The 23,023-nt window shown below is 28.7% G+C and carries 29 protein-coding genes and 1 pseudogene; 13 read left to right on the forward strand and 17 right to left on the reverse strand.

Features of this window, described 5'->3' with window-relative positions; genetic code table 11:
• Positions 1-4: 4 nt before the first annotated feature.
• From AC5SLL_RS06380 to hisB, 8 genes are read right to left on the reverse strand one after another with little or no spacing between them, the layout of a single operon-like run.
• Positions 5-508 (reverse strand): GNAT family N-acetyltransferase, encoded by a 504-nt coding sequence (locus AC5SLL_RS06380; RefSeq protein WP_271516994.1) that lies wholly within the window; start codon positions 506-508, stop codon positions 5-7.
• Positions 505-870 carry an HIT domain-containing protein gene (locus AC5SLL_RS06385; RefSeq protein ID WP_494573104.1) on the reverse strand — a complete coding sequence of 122 codons (366 nt, stop codon included), beginning with the start codon at positions 868-870 and terminating at the stop codon, positions 505-507. The genes AC5SLL_RS06380 and AC5SLL_RS06385 overlap by 4 nt, the downstream gene beginning before the upstream one ends.
• Positions 867-1,175 (reverse strand): phosphoribosyl-ATP diphosphatase, encoded by a 309-nt coding sequence (gene hisE, locus AC5SLL_RS06390; protein ID WP_494586520.1) that lies wholly within the window; start codon positions 1,173-1,175, stop codon positions 867-869. The genes AC5SLL_RS06385 and hisE overlap by 4 nt, the downstream gene beginning before the upstream one ends.
• A 2-nt stretch (positions 1,176-1,177) precedes the next feature.
• Complete coding sequence (gene hisF, locus AC5SLL_RS06395; protein ID WP_494586521.1) at positions 1,178-1,933, reverse strand: imidazole glycerol phosphate synthase subunit HisF; 756 nt, start codon at positions 1,931-1,933, stop codon at positions 1,178-1,180.
• A complete protein-coding gene (gene hisA, locus AC5SLL_RS06400; protein WP_494586522.1) occupies positions 1,926-2,645 on the reverse strand; it encodes a 1-(5-phosphoribosyl)-5-[(5-phosphoribosylamino)methylideneamino]imidazole-4-carboxamide isomerase in 720 nt (239 codons plus the stop codon). The genes hisF and hisA overlap by 8 nt, the downstream gene beginning before the upstream one ends.
• Complete coding sequence (locus AC5SLL_RS06405) at positions 2,642-2,836, reverse strand: hypothetical protein (protein WP_494586523.1); 195 nt, start codon at positions 2,834-2,836, stop codon at positions 2,642-2,644. Before AC5SLL_RS06405 ends, hisA begins: the two co-directional genes overlap by 4 nt.
• Before the next feature lies 1 nt (position 2,837).
• Positions 2,838-3,464 carry an imidazole glycerol phosphate synthase subunit HisH gene (hisH, locus tag AC5SLL_RS06410; RefSeq protein WP_494586524.1) on the reverse strand — a complete coding sequence of 209 codons (627 nt, stop codon included), beginning with the start codon at positions 3,462-3,464 and terminating at the stop codon, positions 2,838-2,840.
• Positions 3,465-3,469: 5 nt separating this feature from the next.
• The gene (gene hisB, locus AC5SLL_RS06415; RefSeq protein WP_271516978.1) at positions 3,470-4,060 is read right to left on the reverse strand and encodes an imidazoleglycerol-phosphate dehydratase HisB; all 591 of its coding nucleotides are present in this window, start codon (positions 4,058-4,060) and stop codon (positions 3,470-3,472) included.
• A gap of 91 nt (positions 4,061-4,151) precedes the next feature.
• On the opposite strand from hisB, the gene hslV reads away from it, so the two are divergent.
• Both hslV and hslU read left to right on the forward strand, forming a co-directional pair.
• Entirely contained in the window at positions 4,152-4,667 is a 516-nt protein-coding gene (gene hslV / locus AC5SLL_RS06420; protein WP_494573109.1) for an ATP-dependent protease subunit HslV, read from the forward strand.
• On the forward strand, positions 4,667-6,034 hold the full coding sequence (gene hslU, locus AC5SLL_RS06425; protein WP_494586525.1) for an ATP-dependent protease ATPase subunit HslU: 1,368 nt from the start codon (positions 4,667-4,669) through the stop codon (positions 6,032-6,034). Before hslV ends, hslU begins: the two co-directional genes overlap by 1 nt.
• A 3-nt stretch (positions 6,035-6,037) precedes the next feature.
• Here the strand turns inward: hslU and AC5SLL_RS06430 are convergent, their stop codons facing one another.
• Entirely contained in the window at positions 6,038-6,463 is a 426-nt protein-coding gene (locus tag AC5SLL_RS06430) for a Smr/MutS family protein (RefSeq protein WP_494586526.1), read from the reverse strand.
• Positions 6,464-7,057, reverse strand: coding sequence for a Tim44/TimA family putative adaptor protein (locus tag AC5SLL_RS06435; protein WP_494586527.1), 594 nt, complete (start codon positions 7,055-7,057; stop codon positions 6,464-6,466).
• Positions 7,058-7,115: 58 nt separating this feature from the next.
• Between AC5SLL_RS06435 and AC5SLL_RS06440 the strand changes: the two genes are divergently transcribed.
• Both AC5SLL_RS06440 and AC5SLL_RS06445 read left to right on the forward strand, forming a co-directional pair.
• A complete protein-coding gene (locus tag AC5SLL_RS06440; protein WP_494586528.1) occupies positions 7,116-7,538 on the forward strand; it encodes an FxsA family protein in 423 nt (140 codons plus the stop codon).
• Positions 7,522-7,944, forward strand: coding sequence for a protein-export chaperone SecB (locus tag AC5SLL_RS06445; protein WP_494586529.1), 423 nt, complete (start codon positions 7,522-7,524; stop codon positions 7,942-7,944). Before AC5SLL_RS06440 ends, AC5SLL_RS06445 begins: the two co-directional genes overlap by 17 nt.
• Here the strand turns inward: AC5SLL_RS06445 and dnaQ are convergent.
• Genes dnaQ through AC5SLL_RS06470 form a run of 5 tightly spaced genes read right to left on the reverse strand, consistent with a single transcriptional unit; the run spans position 7,941 to position 11,375 of the window.
• The gene (dnaQ, locus tag AC5SLL_RS06450; RefSeq protein WP_494586530.1) at positions 7,941-8,609 is read right to left on the reverse strand and encodes a DNA polymerase III subunit epsilon; all 669 of its coding nucleotides are present in this window, start codon (positions 8,607-8,609) and stop codon (positions 7,941-7,943) included. The two genes, AC5SLL_RS06445 and dnaQ, sit on opposite strands and share 4 nt — an antisense overlap.
• Before the next feature lies 1 nt (position 8,610).
• A complete protein-coding gene (gene coaE, locus AC5SLL_RS06455; RefSeq protein WP_494586531.1) occupies positions 8,611-9,180 on the reverse strand; it encodes a dephospho-CoA kinase in 570 nt (189 codons plus the stop codon).
• Complete coding sequence (aroE, locus tag AC5SLL_RS06460) at positions 9,177-9,974, reverse strand: shikimate dehydrogenase (RefSeq protein ID WP_494586532.1); 798 nt, start codon at positions 9,972-9,974, stop codon at positions 9,177-9,179. The genes coaE and aroE overlap by 4 nt, the downstream gene beginning before the upstream one ends.
• Complete coding sequence (locus AC5SLL_RS06465; protein ID WP_494586533.1) at positions 9,974-10,558, reverse strand: Maf family protein; 585 nt, start codon at positions 10,556-10,558, stop codon at positions 9,974-9,976. The genes aroE and AC5SLL_RS06465 overlap by 1 nt, the downstream gene beginning before the upstream one ends.
• A complete protein-coding gene (locus AC5SLL_RS06470; RefSeq protein ID WP_494586534.1) occupies positions 10,548-11,375 on the reverse strand; it encodes a pyruvate, water dikinase regulatory protein in 828 nt (275 codons plus the stop codon). The genes AC5SLL_RS06465 and AC5SLL_RS06470 overlap by 11 nt, the downstream gene beginning before the upstream one ends.
• A 285-nt stretch (positions 11,376-11,660) precedes the next feature.
• Here AC5SLL_RS06470 and hemE point away from each other — a divergent pair, with 285 nt between their 5' ends.
• From hemE to rho, 4 genes are all read left to right on the forward strand, one after another.
• On the forward strand, positions 11,661-12,662 hold the full coding sequence (hemE, locus tag AC5SLL_RS06475) for a uroporphyrinogen decarboxylase (RefSeq protein WP_494586535.1): 1,002 nt from the start codon (positions 11,661-11,663) through the stop codon (positions 12,660-12,662).
• Positions 12,663-13,697 carry a ferrochelatase gene (gene hemH / locus AC5SLL_RS06480; protein WP_494586536.1) on the forward strand — a complete coding sequence of 345 codons (1,035 nt, stop codon included), beginning with the start codon at positions 12,663-12,665 and terminating at the stop codon, positions 13,695-13,697.
• A complete protein-coding gene (gene hemJ, locus AC5SLL_RS06485; RefSeq protein WP_494586537.1) occupies positions 13,690-14,124 on the forward strand; it encodes a protoporphyrinogen oxidase HemJ in 435 nt (144 codons plus the stop codon). Before hemH ends, hemJ begins: the two co-directional genes overlap by 8 nt.
• 67 nt (positions 14,125-14,191) lie before the next feature.
• Positions 14,192-15,460: a transcription termination factor Rho gene (gene rho / locus AC5SLL_RS06490; RefSeq protein ID WP_494573123.1), complete on the forward strand. Its 1,269-nt coding sequence runs from the start codon at positions 14,192-14,194 to the stop codon at positions 15,458-15,460.
• A 4-nt stretch (positions 15,461-15,464) separates the two neighbouring features.
• On the opposite strand, the gene AC5SLL_RS06495 is transcribed toward rho, so the two are convergent.
• Positions 15,465-16,298, reverse strand: a complete 834-nt coding sequence (locus AC5SLL_RS06495; protein WP_494586538.1) for a sulfotransferase domain-containing protein — start codon at positions 16,296-16,298, stop codon at positions 15,465-15,467.
• A gap of 90 nt (positions 16,299-16,388) precedes the next feature.
• On the opposite strand from AC5SLL_RS06495, the gene mnmE reads away from it, so the two are divergent.
• The 5 genes and pseudogenes from mnmE (at position 16,389) to AC5SLL_RS06520 (ending at position 22,038) form a co-directional block, all read left to right on the forward strand.
• Complete coding sequence (gene mnmE, locus AC5SLL_RS06500) at positions 16,389-17,720, forward strand: tRNA uridine-5-carboxymethylaminomethyl(34) synthesis GTPase MnmE (RefSeq protein WP_494586539.1); 1,332 nt, start codon at positions 16,389-16,391, stop codon at positions 17,718-17,720.
• 166 nt (positions 17,721-17,886) lie between these two features.
• A complete protein-coding gene (mnmG, locus tag AC5SLL_RS06505; protein WP_494586540.1) occupies positions 17,887-19,758 on the forward strand; it encodes a tRNA uridine-5-carboxymethylaminomethyl(34) synthesis enzyme MnmG in 1,872 nt (623 codons plus the stop codon).
• Positions 19,758-20,395 (forward strand): annotated as a pseudogene (locus tag AC5SLL_RS06510) (16S rRNA (guanine(527)-N(7))-methyltransferase RsmG). Before mnmG ends, AC5SLL_RS06510 begins: the two are co-directional and overlap by 1 nt.
• A complete protein-coding gene (locus tag AC5SLL_RS06515) occupies positions 20,396-21,190 on the forward strand; it encodes a ParA family protein (RefSeq protein ID WP_494586541.1) in 795 nt (264 codons plus the stop codon).
• Positions 21,190-22,038 (forward strand): ParB/RepB/Spo0J family partition protein, encoded by an 849-nt coding sequence (locus AC5SLL_RS06520; protein ID WP_494586542.1) that lies wholly within the window; start codon positions 21,190-21,192, stop codon positions 22,036-22,038. The genes AC5SLL_RS06515 and AC5SLL_RS06520 overlap by 1 nt, the downstream gene beginning before the upstream one ends.
• On the opposite strand, the gene holA is transcribed toward AC5SLL_RS06520, so the two are convergent.
• Positions 22,028-23,023 (reverse strand): DNA polymerase III subunit delta, encoded by a 996-nt coding sequence (holA, locus tag AC5SLL_RS06525; RefSeq protein ID WP_494586543.1) that lies wholly within the window; start codon positions 23,021-23,023, stop codon positions 22,028-22,030. The genes AC5SLL_RS06520 and holA overlap by 11 nt on opposite strands.

Here is a 23,023-nt window from a genome sequence, read left to right on the forward strand (position 1 = left end):
AATTCTACCTAATTAGAGTTTCTGTTTTAAAAACTTTCATTCCTCTTGCTAAATAATTTTTTAAGGCATTCTCATGGTCAAGTGAACAAGTGTGTACCCAAACTCTTTTTGCTCCCTGATTAAATGAATTTTTGATTGCCTCACTAAGTAAATATCCACCTAATTTTTTTCCAAAATATTCTTCTAAAATTCCAAAATAAGCAATTTCTGCCTCTTTATTATTTTCATAAAATAACAATTCGTAATAACCTGCAATCTCATTTTTTTCTTTTAAAACATAAGTAAAAAGTTTTTTATTAGATACATATTCAATCCAATTTAAATCTGTCCAAATCAATCTATCAATCCAACGATGGTTTTTCCCTACATTTTTATAGAAGAATTTATTTAATTGAAAGTCTTTAGGATTAAGTAATTCTACAAAACTATACTGCGAGGGTGCTTCTACTTCTTTAAAATCTTCTAGGGATTTAATTTCTAAATAATTTCTAAAAATTTTTTCTGTCACTCAACCATTTTTCCTATTTTTTCACCACCAAATAAATGAAAGTGTAAATGAGGAACTTCTTGTCCTCCATGCTCCCCCAAGTTAGTAAGCGCTCTATAACCCTTGCCTGTATCTGTTGATATATCTAATATTTTTGATACCTCTGTAATTGCTTTACTCAAAGCAACAATTTCTTCATCTGAAGCTTTTTGATTAAAATCATCTAGGTCAATATATTCACCTTTTGGTATTACCAGAGCATGAATTTTTTTTTGAGCGTTAATATCATAGAAGGATAAAACATGTTCATTCTCAAAAATTTTTTTACAAGGAATTTCTTTTCGTAAAATTTTCGCAAAAATATTATTCTTATCGTAAATCATTTTCTATTATTTTTTTCCTCAATTCCTGATTGGTTTTTCCTATTTTCTAGCTCTTGTAAAACATCCTCAAATTTAATATTGGCTGCTTCTAGTGTGACTAATATATGATAGATAGTATCTGCTGCTTCATGAACTTCATTTGACTTATCATTTAGAGCTTCTTTAAGTTCACCAAATTCTTCCTCCATTTTATCTATACATTTAGATAAACCACCAGATAACAATGATGATGTGTAAGATTTATCTTTGTCTTTATTTTTTCTTTCTCTAATTGTATTTACTAAATTTAATAGATTTTCTGACATCTTTAAATTCTAATGGGAATCCCTTTTGAATTCAAATATTGTTTGGCTTCCTTTATTGAATGGGTACCATAATGAAAAATGGATGCAGCTAGTACAGCACTAGCATTTCCTAATTTTATACCATCTACTAAATGGTCTAAATTTCCTACACCACCTGAGGCAATAACAGGTATATTAACTGTTGATGATATCTTAAACATTAAATCATTATCATAGCCAATTTGAGTACCGTCTCTATCCATCGAAGTGATCAATAGCTCTCCTGCTCCACTATCTTCCATTTTTTTTGCAAAATCTATTGCATCTATGCTCGTATTATTTCTTCCTCCATGAGTAAAAACCTCCCATTTATTGTCATTTTTTTTAGCGTCTATTGCAACAACAATGCACTGTGATCCAAATTTTTTTGAACTTTCAATTATTACTTCAGGGTTTTGAACTGCTGCAGTATTGATCGAAACTTTATCTGCTCCACAATTTAATAATTTACTAATATCATCAATGCTTCTAACCCCTCCACCAACTGTTAAGGGCACAAAACATTTTTTAGATGTTTTTTCAACTACCTCATAAATTATATCTCTGTTTTCATTAGAGGCCGTGATGTCTAAAAAACAAATTTCATCAGCACCACCATCACTATAAATTTTAGCCTGCTCAACCGGATCACCAGCATCTTTTAAATCTATAAAATTAATTCCTTTAACAACTCTTCCATTTTTTACATCTAGACAAGGAATAATTCTATTTTTAAGCATCAATTTCTTTTATTAATTCATCTAAGCTAATATCACCATCATAAATGGCTTTACCAACTATTATTCCTTCAATATTTTTTAAACCTTTTGCATTTTTAATGTCATCAATTGAGGACACGCCTCCTGAAATAATCACTGGACAGTTTGAAACATTAGCAACATTTATCGTTTCTTCATAATTAGGACTTTGCTTCATGCCATCTCTATTTATATCTGTATAAATTAATCTACTAACACCAAAGTCATTAACCTCTTTTAAAAAATCTAATGTTAATTGATTAGAGTTTTCCTTCCATCCTGAAACAGACAAATATCCATCTTTAGCATCTAAACCTAGTGCAATTTTATTTGGAAATTTTTGACATGCTTCTTTTAAAAAATTTTTATCTTTTATGGCTGCACTTCCTAAAATAACTTTTTCAACTCCTATATCTATATATTTTTGAATACTATCAATGGTTCTAATCCCCCCTCCTACTTCAATGTTTAAATCAAAATTATGAACTATTTGTTGAATAGTATCTAAATTAACTGTCTTTCCAGTTAAAGCACCATCTAAATCAACTATGTGTAAATTTTTAAAGCCATGCTCTTTATATTTTTTAGCTTGATCAACTGGCGATGTTTCATATTCAGTTTTATTATTAAAGTCCCCTTTGATTAATCTTACACATTTCTTATCTTTAATATCTATTGCTGGAAATATTTTCATTTATTGCTGTTTTTTCTCTTTTCTTTTCTCCAAAGAATAAAAAATAATAAAATTAAAGCTGGTTGAAGAACTACAAATATAACTATGTTTGCTAAATAATAACCAAATCCATATTCCCCTGGTGTACCACCTATAACTTGGAGAATATTAACACATAGCATAAAAAGATCTGTAATAATTTTTTCAAACATTTTATAGATTTATAAAGTTTCTTATTATTTGTAATCCAATTTTATCACTCTTTTCAGGGTGAAATTGGGTTCCAAAAATATTTTCTTTTTCAACAGAACAAACAATATTTGATGAGTATTCTGTTGTTGCTGAAATTGTACTTTTATCATCTGGAATAAATTCATAGCTATGTACAAAATACATGTGTGATTTATTTTTTATATCCTTAAAAATCTTGCTTTCTTTAATAATTTTTATTTCATTCCAACCAATGTGTGGAAGTTTGAATTTATTATTTTGATTATCAATCTTTGAAACTTTGCCTGAAATCCATCCCAGACCTTTTGTTTCGGTTTCTTCATAACCAAGATCTGCAAACATTTGTAAACCAACGCAAATCCCAAGAAGAGGTTTTTTATTTATTATTGCAAACTCATTGAGTGTTTCTATCAAACCATTTATGCCACTTAATGCATCAACACAGCTCTTAAAAGATCCCTGTCCTGGCAATACAAGTTTATCACTTGATTTTATTTTATTTAGATTGGAGGTTACTTCGATTTTAACTTTATCTTTTGCAGCTTCCTTAAAAGAATTTATTACAGAGCTTATGTTTCCTGAATTATAATCAACAATTGTGACATTCATTAAGCTTATAATGAGCCTTTAGTTGATGGTATGCTTTTTTTATTTCTAGGATCTATTTCTAAAGCAGTCCTCAGCGATCTTGCTAGAGCCTTAAAGCAAGACTCAATTATGTGATGACTATTGTCTCCATAGATGTTTTCCATATGGAGTGTTATGCCTGCTGATTGAGAAAATGCTTGAAACCATTCTTTAAAAAGTTCTGTATCCATTTCACCAAGTCTTTCTACTTTAAGCTTAACTTTCCATATTAAATATGGTCTGTTAGAGACATCAATTGCAACTCTTGTTAGGGTTTCATCCATTGGTATCATTGCATGGGCATATCTTTTTATCCCTGCATAGTCTTTCAATGCCTTCTTTAAAGCCTCACCAATAGCAATTCCGGTATCCTCTGTTGTGTGATGAAGATCAATGTGTGTGTCGCCTTTTGCCTTAAGATTAATATCAATTAGTGAATGTTTGGATAATTGCTCAAGCATATGATCTAAAAAACCTATGCCTGTATCAATATTATATTTACCTTTACCATCAATATTTAAATCAACACTAATGCTGGTCTCTTTCGTTTTTCTTGAAACTTTTCCTTTTCTGCTCATAATATTTAATAGGTATATAGAGATTAGCTAACTATATCAATATTAGTAATCGAGCACTTGAAGAATTAAAATTAATATCCATTTATAATCTATGACTACAATAGTACTTATTAGAAAAAACAACGAAGTTGTGGTTGCTGGAGACGGTCAAGTTAGTATGGGAAATACTGTGATCAAAAGCACAGCGGCAAAAGTTCGAAAAATTGATAAAAGAAATGTAATAGCAGGATTTGCAGGGTCTACTGCTGATGCTTTAACTTTGTTTGAAAGATTGGAAGCAAAACTTGAAAAGCATGCTGGAAACCTACCACGTGCTGCCGTTGAATTAGCTAAAGATTGGCGAACTGATAAATATTTAAGAAGATTAGAAGCTTTAATGGCAATTGGTGACAAAGAAAATAGTTATATAATTTCTGGCACAGGTGATGTTCTTGAGCCAGAAGGTGATGCAATTGGCATAGGTTCAGGTGGAAACTATGCATTAGCAGCAGCTAAAGTTTTATTAGAAACAGATTTAAGCGCAGAAGAGGTTGCAAGAAAAGCTATTAAGATTGCATCAGAAATTTGTGTTTTTACCAACGACAATATTAAGATAGAAAAAATTTAATGAAAGACACAAACGTTACTCCCTTTCCAAAAGAAAAGATTCGAAACGACGATGGATCGTTAGTTAGCTCTTTATCTCCGAGAGAAATAGTATCAGAATTAGATAGATATGTGGTTGGTCAAAACAAAGCCAAAAAGGCTGTTGCCATAGCTCTAAGGAATAGATGGCGAAGACAAGCCCTACAAGGTGAAATGAAAAATGAAGTTCTACCTAAAAATATTTTAATGATAGGACCAACGGGTGTTGGTAAAACTGAAATCTCTAGAAGACTTTCTAAATTGGCAGAAGCCCCTTTTGTGAAAGTAGAAGCAACTAGATTTACAGAAGTTGGCTATGTTGGAAGAGATGTTGAACAAATTATAAGAGATCTTCTTGAAATTGCTATTGCTATGGAAAAAGTAAAGAAAAGAAAAGAAGTGTATGCAAAAGCACAAAAGCTTGCTGAAGAAAAAGTTTTAGATGCTTTAGTGGGTGATAAAGCAAGCCTTGCAACAAGAGAAAGTTTTAGAAAAAGATTAAGAGACGGAGATTTAGATGATAATGAAATTGAAATCGCAGTTAATAATAGTGGTTCTCAAGCTTCATTTGAAATTCCTGGAATGCCTGGGGCTAATATTGGCATGATTAATATTGGCGAAATGATTGGTAAATCAGTTGGCAATAAACAAAAAAAGAAAAAGATGACTGTTAAAGAATCTCATGAAATTTTAATAAATGATGAGGCTGATAAGTTAATTGAGGAAGACAAGATTATTAAATCCGCAAAAAACTCAACTGAGAATAACGGAATAGTTTTTTTAGATGAAATTGATAAAATTTCAGGAAGAGCGGATAGAGTTGGAGGAGATGTGTCTAGAGAAGGTGTACAAAGAGACCTTCTTCCTTTGATTGAAGGAACAACTGTGAGTACAAAATATGGTCCAATTAAAACAGATCATATTTTATTTATTGCCTCTGGTGCATTTCAATTGGCAAAACCTTCAGATCTACTACCAGAATTACAAGGAAGGCTACCTATAAGAGTAGAACTTGAAGCTTTAAATAGTGATGATTTTAAAAGAATACTTAAAGAACCTGACTATAGTTTGATCAAGCAGTATGTTGCTCTGCTTAAAACAGAAAATGTTGAGCTAGAGTTTTCTGATGATGGAATTGATGCAATTGCTAATATAGCATCTGAAGTAAATTCTACTGTAGAAAATATTGGTGCAAGAAGACTTCATACAATTATTGAAAGAATTTTAGATGACATAAGTTTTACTGCAACAGATAGAGCCGGGGAAAAGATTATAATCAATTCTCAATATGTTAAACAAAACCTAGATGAGCTAGTTAAAGATACGGATCTCTCTAAATTTATTCTTTAACAATTACTTAAGTTTATTTTTATTCCTAAGAAAAATATAAAATGCTCCACTACCACCGTCTTCAATCTTAGCGTCGGTAATTTCTATAATCATTTTGATTAGATTATTATTTGACTCAATAAATTCAGGAACAGAATATTTTAATATGCTCAAATCTTTTGAGAGATAAGGGTTTTGAACATTTTTAGACCTTAAGCCTTTTCCAGTAATTACTATAATTTTAGTAACATCTTCATCAAAAGACTTTTTAATAAAATGTTCTATAGCCTTGTTTGCTTCTTGAAGTGTAAAACCATGAAGATCTATTTTTTTTATTTTTTCATGTCTTATTTTTTTATTAACAATGAAATCTTTATTGGGTATTTTTTCTTTGTTTTTTAAAAAATTTTCCCAGTCTTTTTTATCTTTATCTGAAATTTTTTTATTCAATTACGTAAGTGTATCAATTAGTAACCAATTTGGATTATTTGACTTAAGATCTCTTGAAAAAACCCATGTATCATAAACAGTTTTAATTTTTTCACTATCACCAGAAATTATTTTTTTTTCTTTATCTTTCACACAAGTAATTATTTCACTCACAAAATCCACAGTAACCTCTAAACTATTTTCTATTTTTTTATGAGACTTTACTAATGCTGACTTAATTCCTATAAACGTAATTTCTGCAAACTGACCCTTTCTCTCTCTTTCTTCAAGCGCTTCTTTAAACTGGTCATAAATTTTTTTACTTAAAAGAGATTTGCTAGCTATCAATTTATTATCACTATCACTAAAGTCAGTAATAATTGTTTCATAAGCTATTTTTGCACCTTTTAAAAATTCTTTTTGTGATTGTTCATCAAAATTTGTGCTTACTGGTTTTGGAGTTATGTTTGCTTTCTGGAATTCTTTATCAATTGGTGAAGGAATTTTCCCCTCAAAACCAGTTTTCTTTCCAAGTATTCCTCGTAAACGTAAAAATATGAAGCCCGCTATCATTGCCAAAAGAATAATATCGATGTATTCAAAACTATAATTCATAATTTAATAATATTTACTATGTTGATTAATTACAACTAGCAATTTAGACTAAGGACAAATGAACACATTTTTATTATTGCTTATAGGTATTCCGGTTATTGAGATTTATTTATTTATCAAATTAGGCTCTCAAATAGGTGCTTTTAATACAATTTTATTGATTTTTGTTACTGCGTTTTTTGGCATTGTTTATGCCCGATATGAAGGTTTTAATACGTTGCGATCTGGGATGTCTCAAATGGTAAAAAATGAACTCCCAGTTTACGAAATTATTTCTGGAGCAGCCTTAGCTTTTGCTGCACTACTTTTAATTTTACCTGGATTTGCTACTGATTTTATAGGAATACTAATAATATTTCCACCAACAAGAAAATTGATATTTAAAAAAGTATCAAATAAACAAAAGCCCATAAATAAAAAACAAGATTTTATTAATGGCGAATTTGAAGATATAGAGGATGAAAATGACAGAAAACTTTAAAATATTAGCTGAGTTTATAAAAGATATTTCAAGTGAAACAGCTGACATTGAAACTTATATTTTTGTTAAAGAACAAATTTCAAAATACCACCTCAACATTGAAATAAATTCCAAACCATTAAAAAATAAAATGATAGAAGTTAACACTACTTTAAAATTCAATGATAAAGAATTAAGTGAAAAAAAATCTTATTTCGAAATAATTTACACTTCTATCGTTAAAATTGATGATGCTATAAATGATAAAAAAGATTTAGAAAAAATTATATTATGCGATGTACAAAATAAAGTTTATCCAAACTTAGAAAAAGCATTTCTAAATTTAATTCACGCTTCTGGTTTTCCAGAGGTTAGTATAGATAAAAAGATTGATTTTGCAGAATTATACAAACAAAGAGCTAATTAAAAAAAATTTTTTTTTAAACTATTTTTTAAATACTCTTTATGCAACTCTAGCTCTTCATCACTAGGTTTTACAACTTTTTTATAATACTGGTTTGTATTATTTGCACTAATTATTTTTCTTTCATTATCTTCGTTTTTAAAATTAAGTGTGGGCTCTTTTTGATCTAATAAGTTAATATAAACTTTCGCTAATAAATCGCAGTCTATAAGGGCCGTGTGTTGTGTTCGTTTTGAATTGTCTACACGATATCTTTTACAAAGTGCGTCAAGACTTGTGGGTGAGCCAGGAAATTTATCTCTGGCTAAAGCAAGCGTATCAATAACATTTTTGCTCTCAATTTTTTCCCTACCTAATAATGCTAATTCGTTATTTAAATGTGATAAGTCAAATTCAGCATTATGAATTACCAATCTCTTATTTTCAATAAAACTTAAAAACTCTTCTACAATCTCTGAAAATTTTTTTTGTGTGGATAAAAATTCATCTGTATAGCCATGAACTTCTAGCGCTTTTTCAGAAACTTTTCTTTCAGGATTAAGGTAACAGTGAAACTTATTTTTTGTTGGCACTAAATTATCTAGCTCGATACAGCCAATTTCTACAATTCTATGTCCGTCTTTAACTGATAGTCCTGTTGTTTCTGTATCTAATACAACTTCTTTCATTTTATATAATTTTTTTTAGTATTCTTTCTATTCTTTGTCTAACAGGTTTTTTTGTAAAATTGTTTTTAATTATATAATTTGATTTATTTTTTTTAAAACTCAAAGGAAGTTGAATTTTTTTGAATTTTTTAAATAAATCAATATTAAAATTATCTCTCTTTTTTAATCTTTTAATGGTTTCTGATTTATTTGATTGAATAAAGATTAAAATATCACTTTTTTTATTTAGTTTGTTTTCAAGAAAAAGAGGGATATCTAAAACAACTACTTTATTTTTTTTATTATCTTTTAAAAATATATGCATTTTTTTTCTAATTTCAGGATGAATAATTTTTGTTATTTCTTTTAAATTTTTCTCATTATTTGTTATTGCTCTTATAATTTGATCTTTTTTTGCTGGGAATGACAAAAAATATTCTGGTAATTTTTTCTTTAGTTTCTTAAAACATTGTCTGTTGTTTTTATAAATTTTAGCAACCTCTAAATCTGCATTAAAAACTGGAAAATTAAAAAGTTTAGCTATGTACGTTTTTCCAGACCCTATACCTCCTAAAACAGCTATTCTAATCATAAATTAAGTAAATTAATGGCCTCTGTATCTATTTCTGGTAGAACGCCATGCCATATAAAAAAAGCTTTTTGAGCTTGATATAAAAACATTGTTTTTCCATTTTCAACTTTTCCGCCGAACTTCTTCGCCTCTTTTAAAAAATTTGTTTCGTTGGGGTTGTAAATTACATCATAGAAAAACTTATCTTTGCTAATTTTTTCATACTCTAATTTAATCATGTCTTCTTTGTTTAGCCCAAGACTAGTGGCATTTATAATAATATCAAAATCAATTATTTCTCCCCATCTTATTATTTCTACATCAGAAAAGGTCTTTTTAATTTCAGTTGCCTTTTTCTCTGTTCTGTTAGTGATAAAAATTTTATCTATTTTTAATTTTTTTAAAGCAATAATTATTGATGGAACTACTCCACCTGCCCCTAAAATAAGTGCCGTTTTATTTTCTAAGGTTTGTTTTGTCTTTTCCAAAGCAATTTTAAAACCTTCTATATCAGTATTGTCTCCTATAATTTTATTTTTCATTTTATAAATTGTGTTTACAGACTGCGATCTATCAGCTTCAGAAGTTAAAGAGTCCAACAAAGGTATAATTTTATTTTTAAATGGAACCGTTATATTTGCTCCATGAATGTTCTCTTCCATAATATCAGAAATTAATTTTTTTAATCCGTCTTCTTCTATTAGTTTTTTTTTATAGGATGCTCTTATCTTATTTTTTTTTATCCAATAATTGTGTAAATCTGGCGATAAAGAATGCTGTATTGGATTACCAATAACTAAAAATTTTTTAATCATTAAAATATATTTAAATATTCCTTTATTTGTTTGATGGGTAATCCCATAATGGTGTCCTCATCTCCATCAATTTTAGAAAATAAATTTCTCCCCTCTCCTTCAATTTGATAAACATTATAAGCATAAAGTGCTTCATCTGAAATTTTAGCCAAATAATCTTCTAACTCTAAAAAACTCATGTTTTTCATAGTTAATGAAGCTTTGTCTGTATGATTCCATATCATCGAACCTTCCTTTGAAATGCAGACAGAACTAACTAATTGATGGGTTTTGCCATTTAGTTTTTGAAGTATTTTAATGGCCTCAGTTCTATCATTCGGTTTTGATATTATTTGTCCCTCTAAATCGATAACACTGTCTGCTCCCAAAATTATTTCGTTGGTAAATTTTTGACTTATTTTATTTGCTTTTAGCTCTGCTAAATTCTTTGAAATAATTGTCGGTGTTGCATTTTGTTTTAACAGACTTTTTTTAAAACTATCTTCATCAATATTAGATGGTTCAACTCTGCAAGTAATTCCATTATCTTCCAAAATTTTTTTTCTTACTCCGCTTTTTGACGCAAGTATTATTTTATTGATCATTATTTTTAAATATTTCATGAATTTTAATTATCGAGGCTGCTGTCTCTTCAACTGATTTTCTTGTAACATCAATTATTGGCCATTTATATTTTACAAATGTCTTTTTTGCTTCAATAATTTCTTTTTCAATTTTTTTTATATCGGTATAGCTTGTGTTTTCTGTCTCTTTTAATGTATTCATTCTATTTTTTCTTATAGCAACCAATCTTTCGGGTTCGGTTGTTAGCCCAACAACACAAGATAATTTTGGATTTCTTTTTAATGTTTCTGGAATTGAGTTTTCGTTAACTAATGGAATATTTAGTGTTTTAAGTCCCCTATTTGCAAGATAGATAGAGGTTGGGGTTTTGCTGGTCCTGCTAACTCCCAATAATACTAAATCAGCCTTACCAATGTCTTGGACTAAGTTGCCATCATCATGAGCCATAGTAAATTGAATAGCCTCTATTCTTTCATAATACTCTTCATTGAGTTCGTGTTGTCCGCTAGGTTTGTGTGATGCTTTTTGGTTTAAAAGTTTAGAAAAATTTAGGATTAAATTTCCTAAAACACTAAAGCAAGGAATTTTTTTTTCATCACTTTTGTTGCCTAAAAATTTAGCGAGTGAGCTATCAACAATTGTGTATAAAATTATAGCATCTGGGTTTTTTTTTGCTTCTTCAATTATTTTAATCACCTGATTTTCTGTTCTTGTAAAAAAATAAGATTTAACGTTATATTCTATATTTTTAAATTGTGCTTTAATTGCTAAAAATACTCTATCCAGAGTTTCACCTGTGGAGTCAGAAACAAGATAAATTTGATATGTATTACTCATGAATAAAATGTTGATAATTAAGTATTATTTTTATCATTTTTTCCATTAATGAAGTTTATTATTTTTTATTGTAAAACAACATTTTTATTAACATTAATAAACATGTGAACTATTTATATACAACTTATCGAACAAGATTAAAAAATATATTAGTGATATTATTAAAAAAGAGATCTTGAATATTATTAATTGTTAATAAAAAGTGTATAAAGTTGGTAAAACAATTTATTACCATTATTCACATACTATATAACTAATACTATAATTAAATAATTACTTATTATTATGACTCCTATTCAAGAAACAATATTAAATAAAAGAACCACAAATACACCCATATGGTTAATGAGACAAGCAGGGAGATACTTACCAGAGTTTAGAGTAATTAGAAAAAATAATCCAGATTTTGTAAAATTATGTTTGAATGAAATATTATCATCTGAAATTACTTTGCAACCTTTAAAAAGATTCGAACTAGATGCTGCAATAATTTTTTCAGATATTTTAATGCTGCCTTATGGATTAAATCAAAAAGTAGAATTTAAAAAAGGCTTTGGCCCTCAGTTAGGAGATTTAAATTTAGAAGATTTAGCAAAAACAAATGAAACAGATTTTTTAAAAAAATTGGATCCAGTTTACAAGTCTATTAAGAAAGTAAGTGAACAAAATTTAATTAATAATAAAAATTTAATAGGTTTTGTTGGCGCACCCTGGACATTGTTGGTTTATATGATTAATAAACGTTCACCAAAAAAAGAATTACTAAAAAAAATTTTTGAAGATAAAATTTTAATAAAAAAAATTATATTAGTATTAGATAAATTTTTAAAAATACATATTGATCAACAAATAAAAAATGGAGCAAATGTAATACAAATTTTTGATAGTTGGGCTGGATTGTTGGATGAAGAAGATTTACATAATTACGTTTATACTCCAACATTAAGTTTGGTGAATTATGTTAAATCACTTAATGTTCCTGTGATCTGTTTTCCCAGGGGAATAAAAAATTATAAAAATTATTGTGATTTAGTTAATCCGGATGCAGTTAATATCGATTATGATGTAGACCCAATTTCAATATGTAAATCAATTAACATTCCTGTACAAGGAGGTCTGGATCCTAAAGTTTTACTAACAGATATAAGCAACCTTAAAAAACAAGCCTTAAAATATTTAGATATATTTAAAGACCATCCTTATATTTTTAATTTAGGTCACGGTGTCTTGCCAGAAACCAATCCAGAAATGGTTGATTATTTAGTTAAGATAGTAAAAGATTATTAAATGAAAAAAGCAATAATTTTATTTAATCTTGGGGGCCCAGATAAAATAGAAAATGTTGAGCCCTTTTTATTTAATTTGTTTAATGATCCGGCAATATTAAATTTACCAACTTTTTTAAGATATCCTCTCGCAAAATTAATTTCTAATAGAAGAGCTCCCGTTGCAAAAAAAATTTATGAAGAACTTGGTGGTGCATCACCAATATTAAAACTAACAAAAGAACAATCAGATGCCCTTGAAGAAAAAATTAATCAAGATCAAAAGATTGACGATTATAAATGTTTTATTGTTATGAGGTGTTGGCACCCAAGGGCGGAACAAGTGATTAAAGAAGTACAATTTTTTAATCCAGAGGAAGTTATTTTAATGCCCCTCTATCCCCAATACTCTGCAGCAACCTCTGGGTCTTCAATTAAAGAATGGAAAGATGTTTGTAAAAAAAATCAGTATAAGGTTAAAACAAGTACCATTTGTTGTTATCCAACAGATCAGAACTTTGTAAAAGCTCACACAAAAGAAATACTTAAAAAGATAAAAGATTTAAAAAATTTCAAATTAATATTTTCAGCACACGGTTTGCCAGAAAAAAATATTAAAAAAGGAGACCCTTATCAGTGGCAAGTAGAACAGTCAGTAAAAAAGATAGTGGAGGAATTAAATATTGAAAACTTAGATTGGATATTAAGTTACCAAAGTAGAGTTGGTCCACTTAAGTGGATTGGACCATCAACAGAAGATATCATTATAGAAAACTCTAAAATTGGAAAACATATAGTCCTGGTGCCTATTGCGTTTGTCTCTGAACACTCGGAAACTCTTGTTGAATTAGACATAGAATATAAAGAGCTTGCGGATGCAAATGGTTGTAAGAATTACACAAGAGTCCCTGCCCTTGGAACAAATGAAGATTTTATTAAAACAATGTCAGATTTAATAATTAAAAAAAATGAATATAAATTTAAGGATGGTCTTTATCCTCCAAAAATCCAATGTCCTTTAGAATTTAAAAAATGTCCTTGTTTAAATCATGAATAGTTATTTATTATTTAAAAGTCTACATTTGATAGCTGTAATTTCTTGGATGGCAGGACTTTTATATCTACCAAGAATTTTTGTATATCATGTTGAAAATTTAAAAGATCAAAATTCTTCTTCTATTTTTAAAACCATGGAAAGAAAGTTATTTTTTTACATTATGATGCCGGCCATGTTTTTAAGTTGGATTTTTGGATTTATTTTAATTCTTACTATAGGAACTGATGTTTTTTTTACACTTTGGGTAAAGTTAAAATTATTATTTGTTATCTTGTTAACAATTTATCATTTCTATTTATTTAAATTGCTCAAGGACTTTAGCCTGAACAGAAATACAAAATCATCAAAATTTTTTAGAATACTTAATGAAGTGCCAACAATATTGTTAATTTTGATTGTTTTTATTGTAATATTTAAACCTATTTAGACTTGTAATATTTTTCAGAGTATATATATTCAACTGATCCAACAAATCTCAAACACACCCCCACAACATGAATATTCAAGAACTTAAATTAAAATCATCTGAACAATTAATTACACAAGCAGAAGAGCTTGGAATTGAAAATGCGAGCACACTTAGAAAGCAAGAAATATTATTTGCCATACTAAAAAAAGTTGCAGAAAAAGAAGAAATAACTGGTGCTGGTGTTTTGCAATTATTACAAGACGGTTTTGGTTTTTTAAGAGCCATGGAATCAAATTATTTAGCTGGTCCCGATGATATATATGTTAGTCCAAGTCAAATAAGAAAGTTTGGTTTAAGAACAGGTGATACTGTTGAGGGCCCTGTTAGAGCACCAAAAGAAGGTGAAAGATATTTTGCATTATTGCAAGTTAGTAAAATAAATTTTGAGGAACCCGAAAAGGCTCGTCACAAAATAGCATTTGATAATCTAACACCTCTCTACCCAGACCAACAAATGGTCATGGAAATTGAAACAACCAAAATTGAAAAAAAACCAGACTTAACACCTAGATTGATTGATCTTGTAAGTCCAATAGGTAAGGGTCAAAGATCAATTATTATTTCACCTCCTAAGGCTGGTAAAACTATGATTTTACAAAGCATAGCAAATTCTATCGCAAAAAATTATCCAGAAAGTTATTTAATGGTTTTGTTAATTGATGAAAGACCTGAGGAAGTGACAGACATGCAAAGAACGGTTAAAGGTGAAGTGATTAGTTCAACATTTGATGAGCCTGCTTCCAGACATGTTGCTGTTGCTGAAATGGTTATCGAAAAAGCAAAAAGACTAACAGAACATAAAAAAGACGTGGTTATTTTGTTAGACTCAATTACTAGACTAGGTAGAGCCTATAACGCAGTAATTCCAAGCTCTGGAAAAGTTTTAACAGGTGGTGTTGATGCGAACGCGTTACAAAGACCAAAAAGATTTTTTGGTGCAGCTAGAAATATTGAAGAAGGTGGATCTTTAACAATTATCTCAACCGCTTTAATTGATACCGGTTCAAGAATGGACGAAGTAATTTTTGAAGAATTTAAAGGAACGGGAAATAGCGAAACAGTACTTGATAGAAAAATTGCTGACAAAAGAATTTATCCTGCAATCGATATAACTAAATCTGGAACAAGAAGAGAAGAATTACTTTTTAACAAAGATGATCTTTCAAAAATGAATGTTCTAAGAAGAATTATTGCTCCAATGGGAACTATGGATGCAATTGAATTTATTAATTCCAAACTTAAAGAAACCAAAAGTAATGCAGATTTCTTTAATTCAATGAACAAACCAGCTTAGTAAATTATATATAACCCAACTGAGTCATTTCTTTTTTGAATTCAGTTTCGATATTTTTAACTGTTACCTCATTTAGTCTGTCCTTCCAATTACCAACAAGACCCTTGTTAAAAAACAATATTCTCTTACCATCTTTAGTTTTGACACTTTCTTGAAAACCTTGTTGTTTTTCTACTGATGACATTCCTCTAAATGAAGTTGACTCTAAACAATTATTTAAACGATCTTCGCTAACGTTTAGTGGAAAAAAATTATTTAGAAAATTTATAATTTTTAAAGTAGTTTCTTTTTTTTTAAGGACTAAATCTTCGTATTTGACTAATAGAATATTTTTTTTTAAACTAATCCAACTGTTATAATTGTCCGACCAAGAACCCAAAAAGGTCGTTATTTCATTATCAATATTTTTTCTTGCAATTGTTTGAGCATACTTGTTAAATAAGATATCTTTAGTTTCCTCGATAGATAAATCAAAGTGTTTTGAGGCGCTACAAAGAACATCTCTAGGGTCTCTTACTATATAAATTGCACCAGCTGTAAGTTCTGTATTAGTAAACAAGTTATTATAAACACTACAATTTGCGTTATGAGTTTTGAGCAACTTAAATTTTCCATTTTTTAATAATCTTTTTTGAGCCCCTATCCAGTGTTTACTGACCTCTTTGACATCAATTCTTTCTGAAGTTAAATTCTCAAAAAATCTTTTTTGTGAAAAGTTTGGAATAAGACTAAGGTGTTTCATATCTAAAACTCCATTTTCAGAGGCTATAAGAGAACACAAAATTGATCGTAGCAATGTATTTCCACTTTTTGGATATGAAGCAATCCATATAATCATGATTTTAACTATTTATAGCAGTATTTTAAATTAAAAAAATTATAATTAAGATTTTTACACAAATTCAAAATTAAAGTTATAATAATTCATATGACAATTTATGCTTTATCAACCGGTCCAGGTATTTCAGGCATAGCCATAATTAGAGTTTCAGGCGAGGATACAAAAAAAATAATAAGGTTATTGACCAATGAGAATTTGCCAAAAGCAAGAGTGGCCACATTAAAAAAGATCAATAAAATTAACACTTCTGAGCTTATAGATGAGGGTATAATATTATGGTTTCCCGGCCCTGAGAGCTACACAGGTGAGGATATGGCAGAATTCCATGTACATGGTAGTAAAGCTGTAATTGACGCTCTACATTCATCTATTTCTCAAATTGAAAATTGCCGCTTAGCAGAACCTGGTGAGTTTACAAAACTTGCATTTCAAAATGGAAAAATAAATTTACTTAAAGCTGAAAGTATAGCAGATTTAATTTCAGCAGAGACTGAAATTCAAAGGCAGCAAGCGGTAAAAATAATGAATGGCAAATCATCAGAAATATTTAATGATCTTCGAGAAAAACTTTTAAAAATTTTATCAAATGTCGAAGCAAAAATAGATTTTCCTGATGAAGATTTACCAGTTGATGTTTTAAAAAATATTAAAAAAATTTCTAATGAAGTTATTTTAAGTATTAAAAAAATTTTAAACGATCAAAAAGTTGGAGAAAGAATTAGGGAAGGTTTTAAGATTGCAATTATAGGACCAACTAATGCTGGGAAATCTAGTTTACTAAACCATCTATCAAAAAGAGATGTTGCAATAGTATCCGAGATAGCGGGGACCACAAGAGACGTAATAGAAACCTACTTAAATATTGATGGATATCCAGTTGTGGTTTCTGACACTGCTGGAATTAGAGACTCTAAAAATGAAATAGAAAAAAAAGGAATAAAGTTAGCCCTTAATAAGGCGGAAAATGCAGACCTAAAATTGATTATTATAGACGCTAAAAGTATTGATTTTAAAGGGATTTTGAAGCAATTGATGGATGAAAATGCAATACTTGTAGTCAATAAATCTGATCTTTTAAAAAAAGATTTAAGCTCTGAAATAAAAAATTTTGAACATGTTTTAATTTCAGTAAAAAATAATCTCAACATAGAAAATTTAATCTTAAAAATTAAAAATAAATTAAAAAATAAATTTATCTCAAATGAAGATATTTTAATTACTCGCGAAAGGCACAGACAACATCTTGAACAAAGCTTAAATTATTTGAAAAACTTTGAAGAAAAAAATGAAGCAGAAGATTTTGATAAAGCTGCAGAGGATCTTCGTTTAGCAACTCGACATTTAGGAATGATAGTAGGAAAAGTAGATGTTGAAGAGATATTAGGCAGTATTTTCAACGATTTTTGTATCGGCAAATAAGCTATATTTTACTGGCTTTTTCAACATATTTTCTCTATTTTTGTTGATAAACATAACTAATTCGCTAATTTTTAATTATAAACACAGTCATAATTGTCTTAGATAAATATCTCTTAAAAAAATACTGCCTGCTTGTAAATATTTATATCAGTTATAAATTTAACTTATGAAAAATGATTTCTCTTTTGAAGTAGTAATTATTGGTGGAGGACATGCTGGTTGTGAGGCTGCCACAGCCTCAGCGCGTCTTGGAGTTAATACTGCATTATTCACTCATAAGATTGAAACGATAGGCGAGATGTCTTGTAATCCAGCGATAGGTGGTCTTGGTAAAGGTCATCTAGTTAGAGAGATAGATGCATTAGACGGTGTTATGGGAGAGGTTGCAGATAAATCAGGCATACAATTTAGATTGCTAAATAGAAGCAGAGGTCCAGCCGTTCAAGGCCCAAGAACTCAATCAGACCGATTTTTATATCGTAAATATATGCAAGAAAAACTATTAAACTATTGTAATTTAACGGTTTTTTCAGATCCTGTAACCAGATTTATTTTTCAAAAAAACACTATAACTGGATTTGAAACAAAATCTGGAAAAAATATTTTATGTAATAAACTAATACTAACAACGGGCACTTTTCTAAATGGGTTGATACATATTGGTGATGAAAGAACGCCAGCTGGAAGATATAATGAAAAACCTTCTACAGGATTAAGCGAGCAGTTGGAGAAATATAGATTTAAAATTGGAAGATTAAAGACAGGTACCCCTCCCCGATTAGACTCAAGAACAATTAATTATAAAAACTTAGAAGAACAGTTTGCAGATGAAGATCCTTATTTTTTTTCTTTTTTAACAAAAAAAAATATTAACAAACAAGTTTCATGCAGAATGACTTACACGAATGAGAATGTTCATAAGATTATTCAAAAAAATTTAAAACGAAGTGCCATGTATTCTGGTAGCATACAAGGAGTTGGACCAAGATATTGTCCATCAATAGAGGACAAGATAGTAAAGTTTGCCGATAAAGGTCGCCACCAGATTTATTTAGAGCCAGAGGGCCTGAATGATCACACAATATACCCTAATGGTATATCTACGTCCCTTCCCAAAGAGGTGCAACAAGAAATATGTAATAATATCAATGGTTTAGAAAATGTTAAGATAATTAGACCTGGATATGCTATAGAATATGATTATATTGATCCAAGAGAGCTTTTTTTAACGCTTGAAACAAAAAAAATACCAGGTTTATATCTCGCAGGACAAATTAATGGAACAACCGGTTATGAAGAAGCTGCAGCACAGGGGCTTATTGCAGGAATAAATGCTGCTCTGTCTTTTAAAAATAAGGAACCTTTTATTCTTGATAGATCTGATGCTTACATAGGCGTTATGATAGATGATCTTGTAACCAAAGGTGTAGCTGAACCATATAGAATGTTTACATCTAGAGCTGAATATAGACTAACGCTAAGAGCCGATAATGCCGATCAAAGATTAACGGAAAAAGGTATTTCAATTGGTTTAATAGGCGAAATAAGAAAAGATCTTTTTGAGGAAAAGTCAAAAAAATTAAAAATAATAGTACAAAAAATGTCAGAATTATCAATTTCACCAAACAAAGTTAAGAATTTTGGAATAAATATAGCTCAGGATGGAGTTTTAAGAAAATCAAATGAAATATTATCTCAGAAAGGAGTTAATATGCAAAGAATAAGAGAAATATGGCCATATATACCATTTTTTGATAAAAAAATAGATGAGCAAGTTGAAATTAATGCCCATTATATGGGGTATTTAAAAAAACAAAAATCAGATATTTTAGCTTTTAAAAGAGATGAAAATTTATCCATACCTGAAGAATTTAACTATGATAACCTCTCGGGTTTATCAAACGAGGTAAAATCTAAATTTAAATTGATCAGGCCAAAAACCTTGGGCCAAGCCTTGAGAATTGATGGAATAACTCCAGCAGCTGTATATATTTTGTTGTCACACGTTAAAAGAAAGTCTATTAAGCTTATAGCTTAATGGAAGAAATTTTAGATAAATATCCACTATTAAAATATCAAAATGTTTCACGTGAAACTTGTGTAGATTTTGAAAAATTTATTATTCAATTAAAAAAAAGAAATGAAGGAATTAACCTAATAAGCAAGGAAACCGCCAAAGATAATACAATAAGAGAAAGACATATTGTAGATTCAGCTCAAACTATTGATTTTATTGATTTTAATAGTAATATTATAACAGATATAGGCTCGGGAGGTGGATTTCCAGGTATAATAGTGTCAATTTTGATCAAAAACTTAAAAAAAAACATAAAAGTTAAATTATATGAAAAAAGTCATCATAAGAGCGTTTTTTTAAGAAAAATATCTAGAGAATTAAAATTAGAAACAGAGGTAATACAAAAAAACATTTTTGAGATAAAAAATATAAATTCAGGTACAATAATGGCAAGAGCATTTAAGCCCTTATCAATAGTTTTAGAATTAGTTTACAATAATTTTAATAATTATAAAAATTTAATTGTATTTATGGGTAAAAATGGTGAAAAAACTTTAGAGGACACATTAAAAATTTGGGATTTTGATTTTGAAAAAAAAAAAGTATCACAAGCCAAGATTCATTTTTATTAAACATAAAAAATATTAAAAAAAAATAGATGCAAATTATATCTGTAATAAATCAAAAGGGTGGGGTAGGAAAAACTACAACTGTAATTAATCTTGCCGCAGGATTGGCTCAAAAAGAAAAAAAAGTTTTAATTATTGATCTTGATCCACAAGGTAATGCTACAACAGGACTTGGTTTATCAAATTTAGAGAATTCTAACGAAACAATTTATGCTGTTCTCAATGGCTCTAAGTCAATTTCTAATGTAATTAAAAAAACAAACTATCAAAATTTAGATGTAGTAACTTCAAATGTTGATTTGTCTGGTTTAGAGGTTGAGACTGCAGGAGATAGTAGACGAGCCTTTATTTTGAAAGGCGAATTAACCGCTTATTTAAATGATTTTAGAGGACAGTATGATTATATTTTAATTGATTGTCCTCCGTCCCTAAGTTTGCTCACTGTCATGGCTTTAGTTTCATCTCACTCTTTAGTTGTTCCATTGCAGACTGAGTTTTTTGCACTAGAAGGATTAACACAGCTAATGAAAACGATAGAAAGGATAAAAACAAATTTAAATCCTGATTTAAGAATTAGAGGAATTCTTTTAACAATGTATGACAAAAGAAATAAATTATCTTCACAAGTTGAAAAGGAAGCTAGGGATTTTTTTAACGATAAAGTTTATCTAACAGTCATTCCACGAAATGTAAGACTATCAGAAGCTCCATCACATGGAATGCCAGTTTTAATTTATGATAAATTTTGTCCTGGAAGTAAGTCGTATTTTAGCTTTACGGATGAATTTATTAGTCAAGAAGAAACAATCGGGAGTGCTGCATAATGGATACAAATAAAATAAAGAAAGGTCTAGGTAGAGGATTATCTTCATTAATAGGAGAGACAAAGACAGAGGTAAATATTAACAAAATATCTATCAGTAATTTAGTGAGCAATAAGTTCCAACCTAGAAAAATTTTTGATGAAGAAAATTTACAGGACTTAACTAATTCAATAAAAAAAAGAGGAATTATACAGCCAATAATTGTAAGAAAATCATCTGATGATAGCTCCAAATATGAAATAATTGCAGGTGAGAGAAGATGGTTGGCAGCTCAAAAGGCAGGTCTTCATGATGTACCTGTAGTAATTACAGATGTCGATGACTTAAAATCATTAGAATTTGCAATAATCGAAAATGTCCAAAGGAACGATCTTAACGCATTAGAAGAAGCTCGCGGTTATCAAAGATTGATAAATGAATTTTCATACGATCAAGAAAAAGTAGCCGAATTTATTGGAAAAAGTAGAAGTCATATAACTAATTTTTTGCGACTGCTTACACTTCCAAATGGAGTTTTGAAATTAATTGAGACAAAAAAAATAACCCCTGGGCATGCAAAAATTTTAGTAGGTCTTGATAATTCAGAATTTGTTGCAAATAAAATAGTTGAGAAAAATCTCTCTGTTAGACAAGCAGAAAATTTTGTAAAAATTTTTAAGATAAAGAAACAATCTTTTAAAGGAAAACGTGATATTAATTTACAATCATTAGAAAACTCAGTTAGAGAAAAAATTGGTCTTAATGTTTTAATTAAGAATAAAAAAAATAACACCGGATCCCTTATTCTAGAATATAAAGATCTTGATCAATTAAATAAATTAATAGCTATAATAAAATCTAATTATTAATTTTTTTTGAATTATTAATAATAAAATCAGAAAGAATATTTTTACCAATAGTTGAATTTTTTTTTATCAATAATTCAATATCATTGCTTGTATAAATTAAATCCTTTAATTCCATTTTACCCCATGACTTCAATTGTTGTGTAACAACAGGCTTATCTTTCCAAAAAATTGGAGGCTTAAAAGAAGAAATTGCTTGATCAATATTTCTTTTTTCATCAATTAATTCATGAATTTTAAGCAGTCTTTTAAGTTTTGCCAATAATGTTCTTATAATTATTATATTGTCCTCATCTGAATAATTATTTTCATTGAAAATAGCGACTGTTTTTCTGGTGTTTTTAGCGAGCGAATGATCAATTAATTCTGATGCACTATAATTATCTGCAAGATTAGTAAGTTTAATTATCTCTTGCAGATTAATGGTTTTCTTATTTAAAGAATAATTTTCTATTTTTTGTAATTCATTATTAAGATTTTTTCTATCCCCTTTACTTCTTTCGGTTAAAACATTAATTAATTGCTGAGAGATAGGAATTTTTTTATTTCTAAAAAATTGGCTAACAATTGAGTTCAGTGTTTGATTATTATCATCATAAAATGGAACACATATAATTGACTTTTCTTTTTCAAAAAATTTTCTCAAAGTTGACTTTTTTTCAAGATTTTTTGAATTTAAAATAAACTGAATATCTTCTGTTTTTTTTTCAATAAGCTCTTCAACAATCACTCTAATTTTATCTGACACTCTATTAATTATAATGAGTTTTTTATTCTCAAAAAAAGATTTTGTTAATATACTATTATAAAAACTACCAACATTATCTAATACTTCTTTTTCGTCATATCTATAAACATTTCCTTGATATTGTTTTTCAAAAAAATTTTTAATTATTTCTTCTTTAAAACCCTCATTATCTCCATAAAAAAGATAGAAATTATAACTTTCTAATTTTATTTTATTTAGTTCAAATGATTTTAGAATCAT

The organism is Candidatus Pelagibacter sp. PS_43 (assembly GCF_059417795.1).